Below are 22,238 nucleotides of genomic sequence, written 5' to 3' on the forward strand. Positions count from 1 at the left end.
AAATATATAATCAGACCTAATAGAGCTATTAATTACTATAATTTTAATGGCTAATTTAGATCTACTCTCATAATATGGAGTCCTATGAATGCTGCATCTATGTAGTTGTGTGTCATAGGGCTTATGTGTGGTATAAAGGAGAGATTCTATGAATCAACGAGTCATAGCAACCATAGGAGCCCTCTTAATAGGGACTGCCCTCATAAGTGGTTGTGGATCTGAAAAGCAACCTGAGGATACAAGCCTCAAGGTGCGTACTATCACCATCGTTGAAGAATCTGGCACTACTGGCGCTGGCTATGCAGGCACCATCCATAATAAAACAGAAACCAACTTGGCCTTTCAAATTGGTGGGCGCGTCATCAATAAATTCGTAAATGTTGGTGATGTGGTTCAAGCAGGACAAATGATTGCTCAAATCAATGGTTCAGATACATCTGCTCAGGTACAAAATGCTGAGGGTGCTGTGAAAGCTGCTCAATCGGCCTATGAATTAGCAGAAACCAATGCTAAACGATATCGCGAACTCTATGCACAACAAGCGATTAGTAAATTGCAATTAGACCAAGCAGAAAACCAATTGAATGCTACCTCTGCTCAATTACAACAAGCACAGGCTAGCCTCAATTTGAGTAGCAATCAAAATAGCTATACTAATTTGACCGCTCCTGATACAGGTATTATTACAGCTTTCAATATTGAAACAGGCCAAGTCGTAGCAGCTGGTCAAAACGTTGGTACCTTAGCAGCTGGTCGCGACCCAGAAGCAGTCATTGCCCTTCCTGAGCAAGAATTAACTAAGGTTCATGTGGGTAGCCCTGCCACTATTACATTCTGGGCTCTACCTGATGTAACCGTGCAAGGTGTGGTCCGTGAAATTTCACCAGTTCCTGACCCTGTGGCAAGAACGTATACCGTAAAAATTACCTTACAAAATCCTCCAAAAGAGGTACAACTAGGAATGACGATCAATGCTAATCTATCTACTACAGATAGCACCAATATTTCCATTCCATTGACGGCTCTTGTGAAAGACTCTAACGGCAATAATGCAGTGTATATCATTCGAGACAAAAAAGCTCATCTCGTGCCAATTAAGACAGGTGAATTTGGTAAGAACTCCGTCATCGTCACATCTGGTTTAGCTAAGGGTGACATTGTCATCACCGCAGGTACCCAACAATTACAAGAAGGGACGGCGGTGAGTCAATGAAACAATTTAACTTAGCCGAATGGGCCCTCAAACATAAGTCCATTATCTACTACTTCATGGCTGTGCTCCTCACCTTTGGTATCTTCTCATACAACCATATGGGACGTATGGAAGACCCAGACTTTACGATGCGCACTATGGTTGTGGGCGTTGCTTGGCCGGGGGCTTCCCCTCAAGAAATGTCGGATCAGGTAACGGACAAATTAGAAGAAAAACTGCGCGACCTACCTGGCGTCGATTATACAAAATCTTTCACAGATGGCAGCAAATCAGTTATTTATATTAATCTGAAAGAAAATCTACCATCTGATAAAATACGTCCCGCTTGGGAAGAAGCGCGGAACATGATCAACGACGAATGGAAGTCATTACCACAAGGCGTTCAAGGACCGACTATCAACGACAGATTCGATGATGTATACGGCATTATCTACGCTATTAGCGGCGATGAATTCTCGTATGAAGAAAAGCGACAACAAGCAGAAGACTTAAAACGTCAGCTTTTATCTGTTCCAAATGTTAAGAAAATCAGCCTCATTGGGGTTCAACAACAAACCCTTAATGTAACGATTAATAAGGATAAACTAGCATCCTATAAAATCAGTACACAACAGCTATTAACGGCTATTAAACAGCAAAGTATGATGGTTCCAGCTGGTATGATTACGACGGATACGAATAATGTATATCTACGCGTGAACGGTCTATTCGATAGTCCGCAAGCCGTACAAGATATGCCAATTCGTATCAATAATCAAACCTTGCGCCTTGGCGACATGGCTGATGTAACCATGACCTACCAAGACCCTAGTGATCCTCAATTCTACTATGAAGGCAAGCCGGCTATCGGTATTGCCATCTCCATGGATGCAGGTGGCAATAATATAGAATTTGGTGAAGCTATCGATAAAAAGCTAGCAGAATTGAAGAAAACCATCCCTGCAGGCCTTGAACTCGATCAAGTATCTAACCAGCCACATATTGTTAAAGAATCCATTGGGGACTTCTCACAATCCTTATTTGAAGCCATCTCCATCGTATTGCTCGTAAGCTTTGCATCCCTTGGCTTGCGTACAGGTGTGGTCGTAGCCCTCACTATTCCAGTCGTCGTATCTACTACATTTATTTTGATGTATGAAAGCGGCATTTATCTGCACAAAGTTAGTCTAGGTGCGTTAATACTAGCTCTAGGCCTCCTCGTAGATGATGCCATCATCGTTGTAGAAATGATGAGCGTTAAGCTCGAAGAAGGTTGGGGGCACTTTAGATCCGCTACCTTTGCTTATCAATCGACAGCGTTCCCTATGCTATCTGGTACGCTCATTACCTGTGCAGGCTTCTTGCCATTAGCACTCGCAGAAGGCATGGTAGCAGAGTTTACAAAATCTCTATCTATTGTTGTATTTATGGCGCTCATCCTATCTTGGTTCGCCTCTGTTCTCGTCAGCCCTGTTCTAGGTTATAAAATCATCGAAAACAAGGCTCCAAAACCTGAATCAGAATGGACTAAACGAGACCATATCATGCACAAGCTCAGTGTTACATTCTATGACAAGTTTGAAAGACTGTTACATTGGGCCTTAGGTCATCATAAGGTAGTATTACTCATCACCTTAGGTGCCTTTGTATTATCCCTACTTTCACTACCATTGATCAAACAGGAATTTTTCCCATCATCAACGCGTAATGAAATCATAGTATCCATGCAATTCCCTCAAAGTTCGTCCATCGAATATACTGCAAACCAAGCTAAAATTATCGACGAACATTTACAAGGTAACGAACATATTTCAACCTTTACATCTTACATCGGACAAGGTTCTCCACGTTTCGTCCTCACCTTGGAACCGGAATTGCAACGGAACAATTTCTTGCAATATGTAATCGTCACAAAATCCTTAGAGGACCGCGATAAACTATATGCTGAATTGACTCCATACTTAAATGAAGAATTCCCTTCAGCCCTTGTAAATACGCAATTCTTACAAATTGGTCCACCATCCAAATATCCAGTTATGCTCCGCGTTTCTGGACCTGATCAAAAGGTGGTAAAAGAAATTGCCAACAAGGTAAAAGATAAGATGCAAGGCGATAAGGATTTGCATAACATAGCCTTTGACTGGCCAGATACGGAACCAGTAGCCAATATTCATATCGATCCTAACAAAGCTCGCTTACTCGGTATCGATAGCTATGCCGTATCCTTACACTTGCAAAGTTTATTATCCGGTACAAAATCTGGAGAATACTACGAAGGTAACCAAACAATTCCTGTGACATTCCGCTTAGGAGATAATGAACAACACAACTTAAGTGCTCTGTCCTCCTTACCAATTCAAACAGGCAATGGTTCCTATGTACCGCTTAGCCAAATTGCAACCATCACCATGACCCAAGAGGATGGTATCATCTGGCATCGCAACATGATGCCAACCATCAGCATTCACGCTAATGTAAATGCTGGCGTCCTAGGCAATGCGAAAACAAAAGAGGTATATAAATCCTTACAAGACATTCGCGATTCCTTGCCTACAGGGTATACCATTGAACTTGATGGGGCCGCTGAAAAGAGTGTAACAGCTGTACAAAATCTGTTAACACCAATGCCGATTATGCTCTTTGTAATCATGACAATCCTCATGTTCCAATTAAAGCGTATCGCTCTCATGTTTATGGCCTTGCTCACAGCTCCTCTCGGATTAATCGGCGTTGTATTAGCTCTGAATATTACGAGAACGCCATTGGGCTTTATGGCTATTCTGGGTATCATTGCCCTTTCGGGTATGATCATCCGTAACTCCATTATCTTGTTAGACCAAATCGAAATCCACAAAGCAGAAGGTCAAGAACCTCGTGAAGCGATTATCAACTCCGCTACACTTCGTTTCCGCCCTATCATGCTCACCGCTATCGCAGCGATTTTAGGCATGATTCCTCTCATGGGATCTGTATTCTGGAGCCCACTTGCTATCGCCTTTAGTGGTGGCCTACTAGTGGCAACTGTTCTAACACTCATCGTACTACCAGTCATGTATGCAACATGGTATAAGATAAAATAAAAAATTCCCCCTAATATAGTTTTAACACTATTATTAGGGGGATTTTTATTACCTATTAAACTACAACGGCTGTACCATTGCATGTAACCATGAGCATACCATTTTCTGCACCTACTGTGCTGTATTGGAAGGATACGCCGATAACAGCATTAGCACCCATTTTAGAAGCCCGTTGAGACATTTCATCAAGGGCTGCTTGGCGTGCATTCATTAAGGAGTTTTCATAGCTGCCACTACGGCCACCAACGATGTCGCGAATACCAGACATGAAATCTTTCACAAAGTTACGGCCTTCTACGACTTCACCAAATACGATACCCTTGTACTCTTGTACAGGTTTATTTTCAATATGCATAGTTGTAGTAATAATCATAATTGTATCCTCTCTAATTGACTACAATATATTTTGATTAATTATAGCAAGGCTTTCACCGAAATACAATCACATATTATATAAAAAAGACCTGTTCACTATTTCATAATGAACAGGTCTAATTATGTTATTATTTATCGAAATCGCGGTCTAGGTTAACCTCTTTCAATGGAACAAGTTTTGTTTTCTTGATGTATTTGTAACCTAAGTACACTGCGAAGAAGATTGGCAAGCCGATGTACGCAACGGATACGCCATACCAGTCGATTGTATCGCCTGTGAAAGCGGAGTAGTTTTGGCCAGCAATGATGATGACACAAAGAATGAACGCCAAGATTGGACCAATTGGGAACAACCACGCTTTGTAAGGTAATTCACTAAGATCTCTACCTTGTGCAATGAAGGCACGGCGGAAACGATAGTGAGAAACAGCGATACCAACCCATGCGATGAAGCCGCAAAGACCGGAGATATTAACAATCCAAGTGTATGCAGTACCTTCGCCGATGAAGCTTGTAAGGAACGCAAATAAACCGATTGCTGTTGTTAAGATTAACGCTGGCACTGGAACGCCACGGCTATTAAGCTTAGCGAAAATTTTTGGTGCTTGACCTTCTTTAGCGAGTGCGTAGAGCATACGCGTAGAAGAATATAGACCAGAGTTACCAGCACTGAGTACTGCCGTTAAGATGATAGCATTGATGAAGCTAGCAGCAAAGGCAAAACCAAAGCGGTCAAATACGAGTGTGAATGGAGAAATAGATACATTCTCTACACTAGAATTCAATAGATTTGGATCAGTGTACGGAATTAAGAAACCGATAACTGTGAAAGCACCGATATAGAACAATAAGATACGCCAGAAGATTGTATTAATTGCTTTTGGCACATTCTTTTCAGGGTCTTCTGCTTCACCAGCAGCAACGCCGATAAGCTCAGTACCTTGGAAGGAGAAACCAGCTACCATGAAGATAGCGAGAATTGATTCCCAACCACCTACGAATGGCGCTTCCCCTACTGTCCAGTTCGCAAATCCTGGAGATGTGCCACCAATGCCAAAGATTAGCATGAAGCCACAGAACAGGAATACGAATACAGTAATAACCTTGATGCTAGAGAATACATATTCACTTTCACCAAAGGAACGAGTAGACAAATAATTCAAGCCGAATAAAACGAGCAAGAACAGAGCAGACCATACGATGGCAGGCACATCAGGGAACCAGTATTTCATGATAAGAGCCCCTGCCAATACTTCAGCAGCCAATGTAATAGCCCAGTTAAACCAATAGTTCCAACCTAAGGCAAAACCAAAGGCAGGGTCTACATAGCGTTTTGCATAGGTCCCGAAGGAACCAGGAATCGGCAAGTATGTAGCCATTTCCCCAAGAGATGTCATGAGGAAGTACACCATAATACCGATGAGACCGTAAGCTACAAGCGCACCACCAGGGCCTGCTGTGCTTACTACTTCACCACCAGCTACGAATAAGCCAGTACCGATAGCGCCACCTAAAGCGATCATATTCATATGACGCGCTTTTAAGGAACGTTTTAAATGTTGATCTTTATTAGAGGTAAACTCTACATTATTATTTTGATTTTCAGCCATGGGTCACCTCTTATAAATCTAGATTACGCACGTATTTTGCGTTATCTTCAATAAATTTACGACGAGGTTCTACCTTATCGCCCATGAGAACTGTAAAGATTTTGTCAGCTTCAATGGAATCCTCTAAGCTAACTTGTAAAATCGTACGATTTTCAGGGTTCATAGTAGTTTCCCATAATTGCTCAGGATTCATTTCACCTAAACCTTTGTAACGTTGGATAGTGATACCATCACGACCTACTTCATCAAGCTTAGCAGTAAGCTCTGCATCAGAGTATACATACCAGTGGGATTTACCCTTCTTGATTTGGTACAACGGTGGTTGAGCAATATAGATATGACCTTCCTCTACCAATGGTTTCATATAGCGGTAGAAGAATGTTAATAACAAGGTACGGATATGAGCGCCGTCAACGTCCGCATCTGTCATGATGATAATCTTGTTGTAACGGGATTTTGTAATATCGAATTCTTCACCAATGCCAGTACCGAAAGCGGTAATCATGGAACGAATTTCGTTATTCGCTAAAATCTTATCAAGGCGCGCTTTTTCTACGTTAAGGATCTTACCACGCAATGGCAAAATCGCTTGGTAACGACGGTCGCGACCTTGTTTTGCAGAACCGCCCGCAGAGTCACCTTCGACTAGATAAATTTCAGTCATAGATGTATCTTTTTCGGAGCAATCTGCCAATTTACCAGGAAGGCTAGATACTTCCAACGCATTTTTACGGCGAGTTAAGTCACGGGCTTTACGAGCTGCCTCACGAGCACGGCTTGCCATTGTTGCTTTTTCGATGATTTTCTTCGCATCTTGAGGATGTTCTTCGAAGAATGTTCTAAGACCTTCAGATACGATAACATCTGTAATACCTTTAACTTCGCTATTGCCAAGTTTAGTTTTTGTTTGGCCTTCAAATTGAGGTTCCAATACTTTTACAGATACAACAGCTGTCAAACCTTCACGTACGTCTTCACCGGAAAGGTTGGACTCATTTTCCTTGATCAAACCAGATTTACGGCCATAATCATTGAGGGTACGAGTCAAGGCAGCACGGAAACCAGAAAGGTGAGTACCACCGTCAATGGTATTGATGTTATTTACGAAGGACAACAAGTTTTCGCTGTAGCTATCGTTATATTGCAATGCTACGTCTACAACTACGTCGTCTTTTGTACTTTCAATGTAAATTACAGTTGGGTTTACTACTTCTTTATTTTCGTTCAAGAAGGTAATGAAAGAACTCAAACCACCTTCGTAGTGGAAGCTTTCAACACGAGGCTCCTCTTGGCGCAAATCGCTCAATGTAATGCGAAGACCTTTATTAAGGAATGCCAATTCTTGTAAACGAATTTTCAATGTATCAAAGTTAAATACTGTAGTTTCAAAGATTTCAGCATCTGGCTTGAAGATAACAGTAGTACCAGTACCTTCTGCTTTACCGATTTCATGTAACTCAGAAGTTTTATGACCACGAGCAAAGGAAATCTCTTGAACGATACCATTTTGAGATACTTGAACCTTAGTCCATTCACTCAACGCATTTACTACGGAAATACCTACGCCGTGAAGGCCACCAGAAACCTTGTAGCCGCCACCGCCAAATTTACCGCCAGCATGCAATTTTGTTAATACTAACTCTACCGCAGACATACCGGATTCATGCATCCCTGTAGGGATACCACGACCATCATCGACAACAGTGATACTGTTATCTTCATTAATGGATACTTCGATATGTGTAGCGTAACCTGCGAGCGCTTCGTCAACAGAGTTATCTACTACTTCATAAACGAGGTGATGTAAACCTCGAATGGACGTACTACCAATGTACATACCAGGGCGTTTACGTACCGCATCAAGACCCTCGAGAACCTGTATATTCTGAGCGCCATAATTTTCTTCAGGCATGAAACAAACTCCTCCTAACAATCTATCACACTGTACTGGATTGAAATTTGGTACAACACATGTACAGAATAAATCTTATCTCTTTATTATACTATAAAACTCGTCAATTCGTCTCATTAAAGTCTTAATGCTAATACCAGATCCATAAACGCAATCATCAGTGACCACATAGGTCTTGATCTGCTCCTCTGGTACCATAGCGATATACTCTAGCGTTTCATAGTGATGAATAGGACTTTTATGGGACTTTCCGCCCTTGGCGTGCACCATGGTAATGATGGATTCAATAGGCACGGAAACGGTATCCCCAATATGAACGTACATAGGAATGCCCCCTCTACTTTTCTAATGTCCCATTAAGGGCATCAATTTTGCGCTGTTCTTCTTCAGCAAGGAACTTAGACCGATATTTGTTACATAAATTAATAACATGCTGGTCTGTTAGCTCATCAGGCTTTTTGTGCGTAATGAGCATCGCCACCATATACATATGACGGCGATTGATAGAACCTTTGTAAATTTTATCTAGGTAAAAGTATATGGATTCCCGCATCGCTTCTGCAAAATCTGGGAAGGTACACTGTATAAATTGCTGACAGTCGCTGTATTTAAAGTACGGATACTTTCTAATAACTGACTTAATGTCCTTAATATGTTTTCGATGCAATTCATATTCGCAAGTAGGACAGATGTCCCGTTTAGATTCCATATGCATGCCACATCGACCACAACGATGATAGCCATGCTGCTCTAAATAGATTTCACGCTTTCGAGCCGTAATTTGCACTTTTCTGAAAGCAGCTCGTAATTCTTCGTTATCCGTTTGTTCTAACGACTTATCGATGGCTTCTACGTCTTCTTTTGAAAGCACGATATCTGCGAAATTAATCCGTTTTGTAATAATCTGTTCATCAGGCAATGAAATCGATGTATCAGTATTTGCTTTCACATAGCTCTGACGTTTCATAATGAAGCGAATATCTTTGATGACCTCTTGATGGTAATACTTGTTAACAGCCTCAATGATACGCCGTTTTTGCATCTGTAATTCTTGCATCCACATGGAGTTATCTGTACTAATAACCATGTCTGGAGGCTTAATAGATACAATTTTCGTATGATCTGCAATGACATCGCCCACTACATCACGCCACTTGTGAACGAGGGTATTTAATTTATATTGTTCCAGTAAATTCAGTTTTGATAAGGCCTTTGGTAAACAAAGATCAAGGCTGTCCATACTGAACCTTTCCTCCTTCACAAGAAATAAATTGAACCGATTTCAAATCTTTAAAATCGTGAATATCTGTAGTAGTAATAAATGTTTGAATACGTTTATGAATAAACTGCAATAAATTCGCTCGTCTCGATTCATCAAGTTCGCTCAATACATCATCTAGTAGCAGAACTGGATATTCCCCAACCTCGGACTTAATAAACTCAAGCTCGCTCAACTTTAAGGACAATACAGCTGTTCGTTGCTGCCCTTGAGATCCAAATTTCTTTAAATCCATCGCATCAGAGAAAAATCTAAGATCATCGCGGTGAGGACCTACGCTGGTGGTCATCCTATGACGATCCTGGGGCAACGCTGCTTTAATGCGCTCGTAAAAGCCTTCCTTTGTAAATTCTAAGGATCCATTATCCATATAGGGCTGTTCATAACCAATGGTCAAATTCTCGAGGCCACCCGTCAATTTACGGTTCATCAAATCGATGAGAAGGTTAATTTTCTTCAAGCTTTCTAACCGTTTCTTTACGATAAAACTCGCCATATCGGCTAATTGCAAATCCCATTCTTCAAGAGGAATGTTTTGCTTCCCTCTATATTCTTTAAGGATTGCATTACGCTGCTGTAATAACCGATTATACTGCATCAACTGATGATAGTACGTAGCGCTAGTCTGAGAGATTTCCATATCGAGGAAACGTCTACGACCCGACGGAGTTCCCTTGATGAGTTGTAAATCTTCAGGACAGAATATAACTGTATTTAATGTACCAATCAGTTCCTTTTGAGATATTTTAGTATCGTTTAATCGAATATCCTTAGGACCTTGGCGGAATAACTTAATATTTACCTTTTGTGGCGTATCCTTTTTCTCGAACTTAACGACAATGCCAGCTTCCTCAGCATTGAACATGAGCATATCTGACGTATCGTTGGTCCGATGGCTTTTACCAATGGTACCCACATAAATAGATTCGAGGATATTCGTCTTACCAGCCCCATTAGTGCCGTGTAAAACGATAATCTCAGGATTGAATTGAATCGTTACATCCTTATAATTACGAAACTGGAATAATTGCAGTGAGTCAATTCTCACCGATTAAGCCTCCTCTTGAGTAATTACGAGATCTACATCGAGACCTTCGCAAGAAATAACATCGCCAACGCGACACTTCTTGCGTTTTTCTGTTACAACTTGACCATTCAAAGTAAGGATGCCTTCATCGATAAAGGATTTAATTTGACCACCTGTTTCGATGATACCTTCTAACTTCAACAACTGATCAATCTGAATGTACTCCGTATGAATGGGTACCTGCTGTTGCTCTTTCATAACGTCCTCCTATAGTGGACAATTTATAACTATATGGGAATTAGGTAACGATGACTTTTAATCATCATTACCTAATAAAGATATGTATATTAATACAATAAAATATACAACGTAATAATATTGTTCTTAAAAAAAACAATCGTATTTAAGATCAAGCATTCGTACGAACTGGTGTTACTACGTATGTATAGTTCGGATTATTGTCTTGGCGAATGACAACAGGACCATTTTGTTTTAAGAACAAGTGGATATTATCACCTGTGCTGTGGCGCAAGATGTCAGAGATGTAGCGACCGTTGAAGGAGATTGTGAAAGGTGTGCCTTTAAATTCAACAGCTACGTCTTCTTTTGCCATACCGATTTCAGTATTTTGAGTAGACAATGTTACATTACTTTCAGCCCAATCATAACGAATTACGTTATAGCTGATGTCTTTAGCCAATAAGGATACGCGGTCAACAGCACCAGCGAATTCGCGGCGGTCGATAACAGCGCTAGAGTCGAATTGGGAAGGAATAACCTTTTCATATTCAGGATATGTGCCTTCAATTAAACGAGAAATAATGTAAATCGATTCAAAGTTGAATACGATTTGTGTACGATTCCAAATGATGTTGATCATGGCTGGATTATCTGTTGGTAACAAACGAGATACTTCAGCCAAAGTTTTTGTAGGAATGATAGCCCGCATTGGTGTAGTTGCTGGTTCATCGATGGTAATTTTCTTAACAGCCATGCGGTGTGTATCAGTAGCAACCATTGTTACTTCGTTTTCTTTGATTTCAAGAAGAGCACCAGTAAATACAGGACGATCTTCGTCTGTAGCAGCTGCGTAGTTTGTTAAATCGATGAGTTCTTTCATTGCAAAGCTATCGATGTTTACATGATCTTGGTCGTGAATTTGTTCAACTAAGGAGAAATCATCTGGATGCAATGTTACCAAGTTGAATTCGGAAGAGCCAGATGTGATGGTTAAAGAATTGCCATCTTCTGGTTTGTAAAGTTCAATGGTATCGCCTGGTAATTTGCGAATTAATTCTTGGAAGTAGCGGGAACCTACAACTAATGTGCCAGGTTCTTTAATGTCGCCGTCGATTGTTAAACGAATACCCAGCTCAAAGTCGTTACCTTGTAATTCTACTTGACCATTTTTTGTTGTCATGTAGATAGCGCCTGGTAAGTTGGAACTTGTTTTATTTTGAGATACCTTTTGCAATACGTTGATTGCTTTTTGGAGATTTGCTTTTGGAAATGTAATATGCATATGTTACTCCTTTATAATTTGTATGTTTGTTATTAGTATTATTAGATTTGTAGATTACTATTTTGCTCTACTAATTTATATATTGTTTGTAGGTACTATTTCCATATAGTGTAGAAGCACTGATAACTACTTCTCTTGTTTGTAATATTCTATGTTTGCTATCGTAGATGCTCTATAGATATTCTGCGATAGATCTGTTTCTACTGTTTTTTTGATTGTTTGTTAGTTTTAGTAGTAGTAATAGTAGGGGCCTGTTCATATGTGTAAAAGTGAATTGGCGCTACTAACTGTGCAATTTCTCGGTTGTGTATAACTATGTTGATAGTTTGTAACCACTTATCCACATACTCACAGCGGAGTACGTTTTTTAGGATATCCACAAAGTTACGCACAATATATCCACAGAGTTATCCACAGGTTGTTAATTTCTGTTTAATTTCAGAAATCATGTTCTTAGTTTCTTCGTTTCGTTCAATTTCCTTCGTGATTTTATCGTATGCATGGAGAATTGTCGTATGGTCACGAGAGAATGCAGCTGCGATTTGCGGATAACTTTCATTGATCATATCGCGGCATAGATACATGGCCACTTGCCGTGGGAATGCGAACTGTGCTTTACGCTTCTTACCGAGCAAGTCTTGCTTTTTAATATTGAAATAAGAACTTACAAAATTCTGAATACTTTCAATAGTCACCATGTTCACCTCTTCTGTGTGAACGAGGCCAGCCAAGGCTTGTTTAGTGTATTCTAGGTCGATAGATTCAAGACGTTGATCGATGGATGCGGTACCGATGAGTTTTGTGAAAGCACCTTGCAACACGCGGACGTTTTCGCTAAATTGTAACGCCACGTAGTTGATGGAGTCGTTATCGATGCGGATAACGCGGTTTTTCTTATATTCTCGTTCCAATAAAGATCTAAAGATGGCAATGCGCGTTTCTAAATCTGGATTTTCCATTGTTGCAATATAGCCAGCTTGGAAACGAGAACGAAGACGATCTTCGAACTGCTCCATATCGTTTGGCATCGTATCAGAAGTAAGTACGATTTGTTTGTTGTTATTTAATAACTCATTGAACGTATTAAATAGCTCAGTTTTCGTACTTTCACGACTTTCAAGAAACTGAATATCATCAATCATGAGCACGTCGATATTGCGGAACGTGTTGCGGAACAATTTACCTTGGTTACGTTGCAATGTTTCGACGAAAATGTTCATAAAGTTTTCGCTTGTAATGGACATAACCTTCATGTGTGGATGATTTTCCTTGATAGCATTGCCGATGGCGTGCATCAAATGCGTTTTACCTAGACCTGATGGACCATAGATAAAGAGCGGATTATAGTCGCCGCCTGGGTACTCAGCTACATTTTGAGCCGCTCCAAATGGAATGCGGTTTGCATTGCCTGTTACATAGTTGTCAAAGCGGTATGCTGGATTTAGGTTAGATAAAGATAAATCCACAGGTACATTATCAGACTGTAATGTAGGTGTTGTAGTTTCAACTGTTTTACTAGGCGCTACCATTGGCTCATCTGGGATTTCCACAGGTGCTGGTGCGCGATCGATGTAGACCGGCTCTTGATAGATTGGTTTATAGAACTCCTCTTGATGCGTTTTCTCCTCTACTACTGGAGATAATGGCATCGGCGGAGCCACTACAGGTGCATCATCGATGAGACTTTCATCAACAAAGATAGTATCTACACTCTCTTGATTGAAATCGAATAACACCATATCACGATGAGAACCGATAACCGTAGTGATAGCATCCTGCAAAGCCTTGCTAATCTGTGGCTGCTGATCGATTAAGTTTTTAACAAATGTTTGCATGACCCCAATATGGATCGAATGACTTTCGAGAGACATGGGAATCAACGATGACGTGACGCGCAAGTACAACGCGTCAGGCAAATGTTGCATGTTCTTTTTCGCCTCTTGCAATATATGTTCCCATATATTATTCAAATCAAATGATTGCATGACGTGCCTCTTGTGTATAACTATTGCGATAAATGTGTATAACTTTAGGAATAATGTGTATAACTCTTGTAAAAGCTGTGGAAAAACCTGTTATTCCTGTGAATAACCTGTGCACAACCTGTGAATAAGTGAAAATAAAATTCTCTTCCAACCAGATAATAACTGACTTTATAGATTACACAGGTTAAAAGAGAAAAAATGTGGATAACCTTAAAAGTTATCCAACAAAAACTTATAAAAATATATACTTTTTCCTAATTTCAGTTATGATTGTACCAAAAAATCACTAGTTTGTCATTTATTCTGTGGATAACTTTTGATTATCTGAAGGAGAAGTGTTAATAACTTAGTAGTTACCTCATCTTTTGTTCATCAATTACTTTTGGGGGAGGACTGAAAACTACTTTTATCGCTCCATACGACGCGTAAGTCACTCAAAAAGTAGTTTTCAGTCCCCTCCTCCTATAAGATAATTTTTATGATTACAATACACATAGACGAAAAAGTAATTGATGAACATAACAGCATCAACCTTCAGATAATCAAAACTAAATGATCAATAAAAATGACAAACTAGTGATTTTTTTAGAGGAAGTGTTAGGAGTAGATGTGGATTTTTGATCGAAACGTGTCGTATGGAGGGAGAAAACCACATCTATTCCTCCCCTTTCTCTAACTAGAGATCAAAAGGTAAATTCGTCTTATATAAAAAGATTAGAATGTGAGTTCTTGTGTTGCTATAAATTGATGTTACGTTTACATCGTGTAGTGGTGTGTAAGTTGACATTAGGATTTACTTAGGGAGGGAATATAGGGTCCTTTTGAGCGACTTTACGCGTCGTATGGAGCGATGAAGGAGCCCTCTTTTGGAAACGTAACATCAATTTCTCCCTTTCCCTTCAAGAGGATAAAAGGTAAAATTTGTTAAATCTTAGATCCGTATTCTGAAAGACTTTTATTGATTTGCTATAAAACTGATACTACTTTTTATACTGGTGGTAGGTGTTATAGTAGTCATTAGAATGTGTTGGGAGCAGGAATAGATGTGGATTTTTGACCGACTTACGTGTCGTATGGAGGGAGAAAACCACATCTATTCCTCCCCCTATAAAAGTAGTATCAGTTTTAAGTTCTATCGGATTTAAGTAAAATCTATATAAAAGTCTTTCAGAATAGCCCTAAAATATTGACAAATTTACGTTTTAACTCTATAATTACCCTGTTATGGTATAAGTAAAACAATACAAAATGACGAGGAGGTGTTTTACTAATGAAACGTACTTACCAACCAAATACTCTTTGGAGAAAACGTACCCATGGTTTCCGTGAACGCATGAAAACTATCGGTGGCCGTCTCGTTTTAAAAAGAAGACGTGCAAAAGGCAGAAAACGCTTATCTGCATAATATAATAGCTGTTAGGCAGGAGAAAAAACTTGGCGCTGCTGCCAAGTTTTTCTATTCTTAGGACTTAAGGACAATGCATATGGATTATTGCCTCGATAAAGCAAGACGACTGACGCACAATAATGAATATCGCCTTGTGTATAAGCACGGAAAATACGAAGTAGGCCGTATGTGTGTACTCTATCGTATGCCCGTGGCGAAGCAATCTACGCGCATTGGTTTTGTAACCGGCAAAAAGGTTGGTTGTGCTGTAGAGCGCAACCGAGCTAGACGCCTTATGAAAGAGGTATATCGCCTCAATCAACATTCCATACGCGAAGGGTATCATATCGTAATTGTTGGACGTGGCCCTCTGAAAAACGCTACCTATGAAAAAGCGGAAAAGGAAATTTTGTATCTCTTGCGAAAAAGCAAATTGTTGATACAAAATAATAAATAGGACCACAAGTTAGAGGCTTTGGTCCTTTTTTGTGTATATGGAGGTTTCCATGAAACGCTGTATAACCGCGCTTTTACGACTTTTAATTAGGTTCTATCAGCTTGCCATATCTCCCTTAAAACCTGGATGTTGCCGTTATTATCCGACATGTTCCACATATACTCTGCAGGCCATCGAAAAATATGGTCCTTTGAAAGGTAGCTGGATGGGTTTAAAACGCATTCTTCGCTGCCATCCTTTCCACAAGGGTGGCTATGACCCAGTACCTTAATCTATTTTTGATTAGGCTGGATGCGTTCTGTGAAAGCAACTTTCACAAAAAACATCTAGCACAGTTTTGGAAATACCTGAGCATCTGTATGGATGAAATTTAGACCATACCATAACGATATATAGATGCGCAAAGGACGATTTCGGACTGTATGAAAAAGGAGAAACAATGGACTTTTTAAGTGGTATTTTCCAACCTATCGTTGATTTAATGAGCACATTGGTAACCTATGCGTTCCAATTAACTCAAATGGTAGGCTATCCAAGCTACGGTGTGGCTATTATCCTTTTAACAATCGTTATCAAAGCGATTTTGGCACCACTTACTGTTAAACAAATCAAATCCATGAAGGCTATGCAAGAGTTACAGCCTCGCATGAAAGAATTGCAAGATAAATACAAAAACGATCCTGCAAAACTTCAAGCGGAAATGGGTGCATTGTACAAAGAAATGGGCGTTAACCCACTAGCTGGCTGCTTGCCTCTATTGGTACAAATGCCATTCTTGATCGCTATCTTCTATGCTTTACAAGGCTATCCATACGATCAAAACTATGTACAATTCTTATGGCTTCCTAGCCTTGGCGAACCAGATCCAATGTACATTTTGCCAGTATTGAGTGCATTATCTACATGGATTATGTCCAAGCAAACTAGTAGTGGTGCAACTGGTGCTGCTGCGCAACAACAAAAGATTATGACAATCTTTATGCCTTTATTCATTGGTTACATCTCCCTTAACTTCCCATCTGGCTTAGTTATTTACTGGATCGTATCCAATGTATTCCAATTTGTGCAACAACATTTCATTTACAAAAGCTTAGAAGCTAAGAAATAGGAGACACTATGGAATTTATCGATGTATCTGCTAAAACCATTGAAGATGCCATTGCCAAAGGCGTAGCTCAATTGGCTGCAGAAGGCCAAGAATTGGTAGAAACTAAAGTCTTGGAACAACCTTCTAATGGCTTCTTGGGCATTGGTCGTAAACCAGCAGTTGTTCGCTTATTCTTCACATCTGTAGCTAAAACTGCTACTCAAGAAGAAGTAGCTCATGTAGAAGAACAATCTGTAGCTGTTGCTTCCAAGCCAGTAGCAACAAGTGAAACAGAAGTACAAGATACAGCAGTTGAAACTTCTGAAGGTGATGTTGTAGAAAAACCTTCTAAAAAGGAACTTTCAAAAGAAGATCAACAAGAAATTGCTGAAAAAGGTAAACAATTCCTTGATGATATGTTTACACAAATGGGCCTCACTGTAGTTATCGAAAAAATGATGACTAAAGATAAGATTACATTCCAAGTACACGGCGAAGATTTAGGTATTTTGATCGGTAAACATGGTCAAACATTGGATGCTATTCAATACTTAACAAATCTCGTGGCACACAAGGATGTATCTGGCCACTGCCACATCGTTGTAGATGTGGAAAACTATCGTTCTCGCCGAGAAGAAACATTGGTAAATCTCGCGAAACGCTTGGCTTCTAAGGTAAAACGCAACCGTCAAAAGGTTTCCTTAGAACCAATGAATGCTTTTGAACGTAAAATCATTCACACTGCCCTTCAAGGCGACAAAAACGTTGTTACTAACAGTGAAGGGGACGAACCGTTCCGTCACGTTGTGATTACGTACAAAAAATAATATAGTGGTGCAGCTTTCAAGTGACTGATATTCTCGGTTGCTTGAGGGCTGCCCCCTTTATTCTTTAGGTTATGGTGAAAGCTAACCTAAGTTAATCTTCGCATGCAAAGATTAGTTTAGTTTAACTTTCACAGGCGAAGAACATATACAAAAGCAAATACTAGATAATCGAAATACGGAGATATGTATGTATATAGATGATACAATAGCGGCCATTGCGACGCCGCCCGGTATCGGCGGGGTTGGTATTATTCGGGTCAGCGGCAAGGATAGTTTTCTTATTGTAAATAGCCTGTTCAAGAGCGCTGGCACCGTTCCTTTGATGGACCGCCAAAACAGAACGATACAATACGGGACCATTGTGGACCCCGGAACGAACAAGACCATCGACGAGGTTCTTGTATTATTAATGAAAGGCCCTCATTCTTACACCGCAGAAGACGTGGTAGAAATTCAATGTCACGGCGGTATTGTGCCGGTTCGACAAATTCTGAAATTGCTCGTAAATCACGATGTGCGCATGGCCGAGGCCGGCGAATTTACGAAGCGTGCCTTTATGAACGGACGCATCGACCTCACGCAAGCGGAGGCGATTATTGATATTATTGAAGCAAAAACGGAGGACTCCCTCTCCCTCGCTGTATCTCAGCTAGATGGGACCGTTTCGTCCTTTGTGAAAGATGTGCGTGAACAGCTCATCGCTATGATTGCTCATTTAGAGGTAACCATCGACTATCCGGAAGAGGATATTGAGGATGTAACGAGCCAAGAGGTTCGTGAGCAACTAGAGCCTATTCTGAAAGCTATGGATGATCTCTTGTCCACAGCGAATACAGGCCGCCTCATTCGCGACGGTATTACGACAGTTATCGTAGGTCGTCCAAATGCAGGTAAATCGAGCTTGATGAACGCTCTCTTGCGTGAAAACCGCGCTATCGTAACAGATATTCCTGGTACGACGCGGGATAGTATTGAAGAATATATGACCGTTGAAGGCATTTCCTTGCGCCTTATCGATACAGCAGGTATCCGCGATACTCAAGATACGGTAGAAGCCCTCGGTGTGGAACGTGCTCGTGATTATATCAACAAAGCAGACATCGTGCTCTGCGTTATCGACGGGTCTACTCCATTAACACCTGAAGAAATCGAAATTTTGACCTCTGTGAGCGGTTTGAATACTATCGTACTCCTCAATAAGTCCGACGTGGCACAAGTCGTTACAGACGAAAATATTAAAGATCACGGAACCTTTACGGCCATCGAGCGCATTAGTGCTAAAGAAGGCGAAGGCTCTGCAGTTCTCTCTAAATGGGTGCAAGAACTCGTCTACGGCGGTCGCGTAAAACAAGACAACAGCGCCATGATCAGTAACGTGCGCCACATCAGCCTCATGGAACAAGCAAAGGCACAAGTCGAACAAGCCCTCTCCTCCATCGACATGGGCATGCCAGTAGACTTTGTAGCAACCGACCTGCGTAGCGCCTGGGAACTACTAGGCGACATCACAGGCGACACCATCCGTGAAAGCATGATCGACGAACTATTTAGTAGATTTTGTCTTGGTAAATAACTTTCAAAATAAGTAATAATTATAAGGAAATTCATATGTACACAGTAGATAATTATGATGTCATCGTCATCGGTGGTGGTCATGCTGGTTGTGAGGCGGCCCTCGCCGCTGCCCGCATGGGTCATCGCACGTTGATGGCGACCATCAGTTTAGATAATATTGCGCTTATGCCATGTAACCCTGCCGTTGGCGGTCCTGGTAAAAGCCATCTTGTTTATGAGCTTGACGCCTTAGGCGGTCAAATGGGTATCAACGCGGATGCTACGGCTATTCAAATGCGTATGCTCAACATGGGTAAAGGCCCTGCAGTGCATTCCTTGCGCTGCCAATCGGATAAAATCAAATACCAACATTTGATGAAACAAACCATTGAAAATACAGAAAACCTCAATGTTAAGCAAATCATGGTTACGGAGCTTAAGGTTGAGGACGGCAAAGTAACAGGTATCGTTACAGAGCTTGGCGAGTTCTATGGTGCTAAAGCTGTCGTTCTTTGCACAGGTACCTATTTGAAAGGTAAAATCCTCATCGGCGACATCGATTACGTAGGTGGCCCAAATGGTCAACGCGTAGCGGAACATTTCTCTCAATCCTTGCTGGACAATGGCATTGAGTTGATGCGCTTTAAGACTGGTACGCCAGCTCGTGTAGATAAACGCACTCTTAACCTTGAAAATATGGAGGTTCAAGAAGGCGATACACATCATCACTCCTTCTCCTTTATGGATGAATGGATCAACCGCAATGAAGACGTATGTTGGCTGACCTATACTAACAAAGAAACGCACGAAATTATTACAAGCAATATTCACCGCGCTCCAATGTATAGCGGTAAAATTGAAGGTGTAGGCCCTCGTTACTGCCCTTCTATCGAAGATAAAGTGGTGCGCTTTGCCGATAAAGAACGCCATCAATTATTCGTAGAACCAGAAGGTACAGGCACAAATGAAATGTATGTACAAGGTATGAGTACATCCCTTCCTATGGACGTACAATATGCGTTCCTTCGTACTATTCCTGGTTTAGAAAATGTAGAAATCATGCGCCCAGCGTATGCTATTGAATATGATTGTTTGAACCCAACACAATTGACACCAGCCCTTCAAGTGAAACATATTGAAGGCCTCTATTCTGCTGGTCAAGCCAATGGTACATCTGGCTATGAAGAAGCGGCTGCTCAAGGTCTCATGGCTGGTATTAACGCAGCTTTATGGCTTGAAGGTAAAGAACCATTTATCCTTGCTCGCTCCGAAGCATACATTGGTGTTCTCATCGATGATCTCGTAACAAAAGGTACAAATGAACCGTACCGTATGATGACGAGCCGCAGCGAATACCGTCTATTACTTCGCCAAGATAATGCAGATATGCGTCTCACTGAAAAAGGTCGTGCTATCGGTCTTGTAAAAGACGATCGTTGGGCTAAATTTACAGCTAAGAAAGCTGCTATCGAAGAAGCGATGGATATGTTGCGAAATACACCTGTAAATCCATCCAAGGAAACACAAGCTTTGCTTGAAAATTTAGGTACAGCACCTATTAGAACAGGTATTCATGCCTACGATTTAGTAAAACGTAACGAACTCTCCTATGCTATCGTAGCCGATGCATTTGGTTTAAAACGCTATACACCTGACGTAGAAGAAGCTGTTGATATCTCCATTACTTACGAAGGTTATATTAAAAAGCAAATGGACCAAGTCGATAAGGTTCGCAAACTAGAAGAAAAAATTCTTCCAAAAGAATGGGACTATACACAAATTAAGGGCATTTCTCTTGAAGCTCAACAAAAGCTCAATAAAATCCGCCCTCACTCCATCGGCCAAGCAAGCCGTATCTCTGGCGTATCCCCTGCGGACGTATCTGTGCTGTTGATCCAATTAGAACAATACAATCGAAGCAAATAAAATATGTGATAACATACAAAAAAGCTAGTTAATCCTATGATTAACTAGCTTTTTTAGTAAATACTTAATAGGTTGAATTAGCTTAATGGTTTAGACCAATCTTCCACTTCTAATTGATTAACTCTTTTAAACTCTTTTGTATTGTTAGTAACGATAGTAAGACCCTTTGATTTTGCATGACTAGCAATGAGTAAATCCATAGGACCAATAATTTTTCCTTGTGATTGTAAATCAGCTTTTATTTTTCCATACTCTTCAGCAGCGTGACTATCGAAATCAATAATCTGTATAGGTGATAATAAAAGTGTTAAAGCTAATCTATTTTTATCTTTTGATTGGCTTTTTTCTACACCATGCATTAGTTCAGCATATGTAATTGATGAAATACATATATCTGAAGGATGATGTTTCAATATTTTCTGTAGTACAACTTCTGGCTCTTGTTTGATAGCATAAATACATATATTAGTATCTAACATATACTTCATAAGGCTTCACGCTCCTGATGATCAATATCTTCCCGTCCGTTACACATAAAATCATCTGTAAATAATGATAAACCAGCTACAAATCCCGCCCATTCATCATCTTTTGGCATAAGTAAGACTACATTCCCTATTTTGTTGATGATTACTTCATCACCATTAAATCGAAATTCCTTTGGTAATCGTACAGCCTGGCTACGGCCATTTTCAAATAGCTTTGCTGTGGTCATACATATCACCTCCTTGTTAATAAAAAGTATATACCTTGATATATATTTTAACAAGATGTAATTTTGTATACATATTATTAAAAAGCAAGTATGTATGTTTATGTGCATATTTATAAAATACATAGTATTCTATAATTAAAATATGTACACCAGGAGAATATATTAGGTGTACATTCAGAATAGACAAAACAATCTATAAGTGAAGAAGGCTAGAGAAATACATTGAGTGTTCATTCAGAATAGACAAAATATTTTGTAAGTGAAGAAAAGTTCATGGTGATAAATTAGAAATAAACTGTGAAA

20 protein-coding genes are annotated in these 22,238 nt (G+C 40.3%); 9 read left to right on the forward strand and 11 right to left on the reverse strand.

Going from position 1 to position 22,238, the window contains the following annotated elements; translation table 11 throughout:
* Positions 1–148: 148 nt before the first annotated feature.
* The gene (locus Q7P05_RS02390) at positions 149–1,213 is read left to right on the forward strand and encodes an efflux RND transporter periplasmic adaptor subunit (RefSeq protein ID WP_303930250.1); all 1,065 of its coding nucleotides are present in this window, start codon (positions 149–151) and stop codon (positions 1,211–1,213) included.
* Entirely contained in the window at positions 1,210–4,272 is a 3,063-nt protein-coding gene (locus tag Q7P05_RS02395) for an efflux RND transporter permease subunit (RefSeq protein ID WP_303930251.1), read from the forward strand. Before Q7P05_RS02390 ends, Q7P05_RS02395 begins: the two co-directional genes overlap by 4 nt.
* Before the next feature lie 55 nt (positions 4,273–4,327).
* Here Q7P05_RS02395 and Q7P05_RS02400 read toward each other — a convergent pair whose 3' ends face one another.
* From Q7P05_RS02400 to dnaA, 9 genes are all read right to left on the reverse strand, one after another.
* Positions 4,328–4,645 carry a YbjQ family protein gene (locus Q7P05_RS02400; protein WP_005384805.1) on the reverse strand — a complete coding sequence of 106 codons (318 nt, stop codon included), beginning with the start codon at positions 4,643–4,645 and terminating at the stop codon, positions 4,328–4,330.
* A gap of 130 nt (positions 4,646–4,775) precedes the next feature.
* Positions 4,776–6,257: an amino acid permease gene (locus Q7P05_RS02405; RefSeq protein ID WP_105089997.1), complete on the reverse strand. Its 1,482-nt coding sequence runs from the start codon at positions 6,255–6,257 to the stop codon at positions 4,776–4,778.
* 10 nt (positions 6,258–6,267) lie between these two features.
* Positions 6,268–8,169, reverse strand: coding sequence for a DNA topoisomerase (ATP-hydrolyzing) subunit B (gyrB, locus tag Q7P05_RS02410; RefSeq protein WP_303930252.1), 1,902 nt, complete (start codon positions 8,167–8,169; stop codon positions 6,268–6,270).
* A gap of 75 nt (positions 8,170–8,244) precedes the next feature.
* Positions 8,245–8,493 carry a DUF370 domain-containing protein gene (locus tag Q7P05_RS02415; protein ID WP_105086251.1) on the reverse strand — a complete coding sequence of 83 codons (249 nt, stop codon included), beginning with the start codon at positions 8,491–8,493 and terminating at the stop codon, positions 8,245–8,247.
* Positions 8,494–8,506: 13 nt separating this feature from the next.
* Positions 8,507–9,409 (reverse strand): DUF721 domain-containing protein, encoded by a 903-nt coding sequence (locus Q7P05_RS02420; protein WP_303930253.1) that lies wholly within the window; start codon positions 9,407–9,409, stop codon positions 8,507–8,509.
* Entirely contained in the window at positions 9,396–10,496 is a 1,101-nt protein-coding gene (gene recF, locus Q7P05_RS02425; RefSeq protein ID WP_119209023.1) for a DNA replication/repair protein RecF, read from the reverse strand. Before recF ends, Q7P05_RS02420 begins: the two co-directional genes overlap by 14 nt.
* Before the next feature lie 3 nt (positions 10,497–10,499).
* Positions 10,500–10,733, reverse strand: a complete 234-nt coding sequence (locus Q7P05_RS02430; RefSeq protein ID WP_004692943.1) for an RNA-binding S4 domain-containing protein — start codon at positions 10,731–10,733, stop codon at positions 10,500–10,502.
* A gap of 151 nt (positions 10,734–10,884) precedes the next feature.
* On the reverse strand, positions 10,885–11,997 hold the full coding sequence (dnaN, locus tag Q7P05_RS02435; RefSeq protein ID WP_054747902.1) for a DNA polymerase III subunit beta: 1,113 nt from the start codon (positions 11,995–11,997) through the stop codon (positions 10,885–10,887).
* A 407-nt stretch (positions 11,998–12,404) separates the two neighbouring features.
* Complete coding sequence (gene dnaA / locus Q7P05_RS02440) at positions 12,405–13,982, reverse strand: chromosomal replication initiator protein DnaA (protein WP_303930254.1); 1,578 nt, start codon at positions 13,980–13,982, stop codon at positions 12,405–12,407.
* A 1,270-nt stretch (positions 13,983–15,252) separates the two neighbouring features.
* Here dnaA and rpmH point away from each other — a divergent pair.
* The 7 genes from rpmH to mnmG all read left to right on the forward strand — a co-directional run bounded on the left by rpmH (position 15,253) and on the right by mnmG (position 21,220).
* A complete protein-coding gene (rpmH, locus tag Q7P05_RS02445; RefSeq protein WP_004692946.1) occupies positions 15,253–15,387 on the forward strand; it encodes a 50S ribosomal protein L34 in 135 nt (44 codons plus the stop codon).
* Between the two features lie 79 nt (positions 15,388–15,466).
* Positions 15,467–15,826, forward strand: coding sequence for a ribonuclease P protein component (rnpA, locus tag Q7P05_RS02450; protein ID WP_227720850.1), 360 nt, complete (start codon positions 15,467–15,469; stop codon positions 15,824–15,826).
* Positions 15,827–15,875: 49 nt separating this feature from the next.
* Positions 15,876–16,097: a membrane protein insertion efficiency factor YidD gene (yidD, locus tag Q7P05_RS02455; protein WP_071585418.1), complete on the forward strand. Its 222-nt coding sequence runs from the start codon at positions 15,876–15,878 to the stop codon at positions 16,095–16,097.
* Between the two features lie 168 nt (positions 16,098–16,265).
* Entirely contained in the window at positions 16,266–16,934 is a 669-nt protein-coding gene (locus Q7P05_RS02460) for a YidC/Oxa1 family membrane protein insertase (protein WP_303930255.1), read from the forward strand.
* Positions 16,935–16,942: 8 nt separating this feature from the next.
* Positions 16,943–17,740, forward strand: coding sequence for an RNA-binding cell elongation regulator Jag/EloR (gene jag, locus Q7P05_RS02465; protein ID WP_295780870.1), 798 nt, complete (start codon positions 16,943–16,945; stop codon positions 17,738–17,740).
* Positions 17,741–17,927: 187 nt separating this feature from the next.
* The gene (gene mnmE / locus Q7P05_RS02470) at positions 17,928–19,313 is read left to right on the forward strand and encodes a tRNA uridine-5-carboxymethylaminomethyl(34) synthesis GTPase MnmE (RefSeq protein WP_303930256.1); all 1,386 of its coding nucleotides are present in this window, start codon (positions 17,928–17,930) and stop codon (positions 19,311–19,313) included.
* A gap of 35 nt (positions 19,314–19,348) precedes the next feature.
* A complete protein-coding gene (gene mnmG, locus Q7P05_RS02475) occupies positions 19,349–21,220 on the forward strand; it encodes a tRNA uridine-5-carboxymethylaminomethyl(34) synthesis enzyme MnmG (RefSeq protein WP_295231921.1) in 1,872 nt (623 codons plus the stop codon).
* A 77-nt stretch (positions 21,221–21,297) separates the two neighbouring features.
* Here mnmG and Q7P05_RS02480 read toward each other — a convergent pair whose 3' ends face one another.
* A complete protein-coding gene (locus Q7P05_RS02480; protein ID WP_295200869.1) occupies positions 21,298–21,699 on the reverse strand; it encodes a type II toxin-antitoxin system VapC family toxin in 402 nt (133 codons plus the stop codon).
* A 5-nt stretch (positions 21,700–21,704) separates the two neighbouring features.
* Positions 21,705–21,935, reverse strand: a complete 231-nt coding sequence (locus Q7P05_RS02485) for an AbrB/MazE/SpoVT family DNA-binding domain-containing protein (protein WP_005384838.1) — start codon at positions 21,933–21,935, stop codon at positions 21,705–21,707.
* Between the last annotated feature and the right edge of the window lie 303 nt (positions 21,936–22,238).

The sequence above is a fragment of the Veillonella dispar genome (assembly GCF_937975875.1).
GTDB lineage: Bacteria > Bacillota > Negativicutes > Veillonellales > Veillonellaceae > Veillonella > Veillonella dispar_B.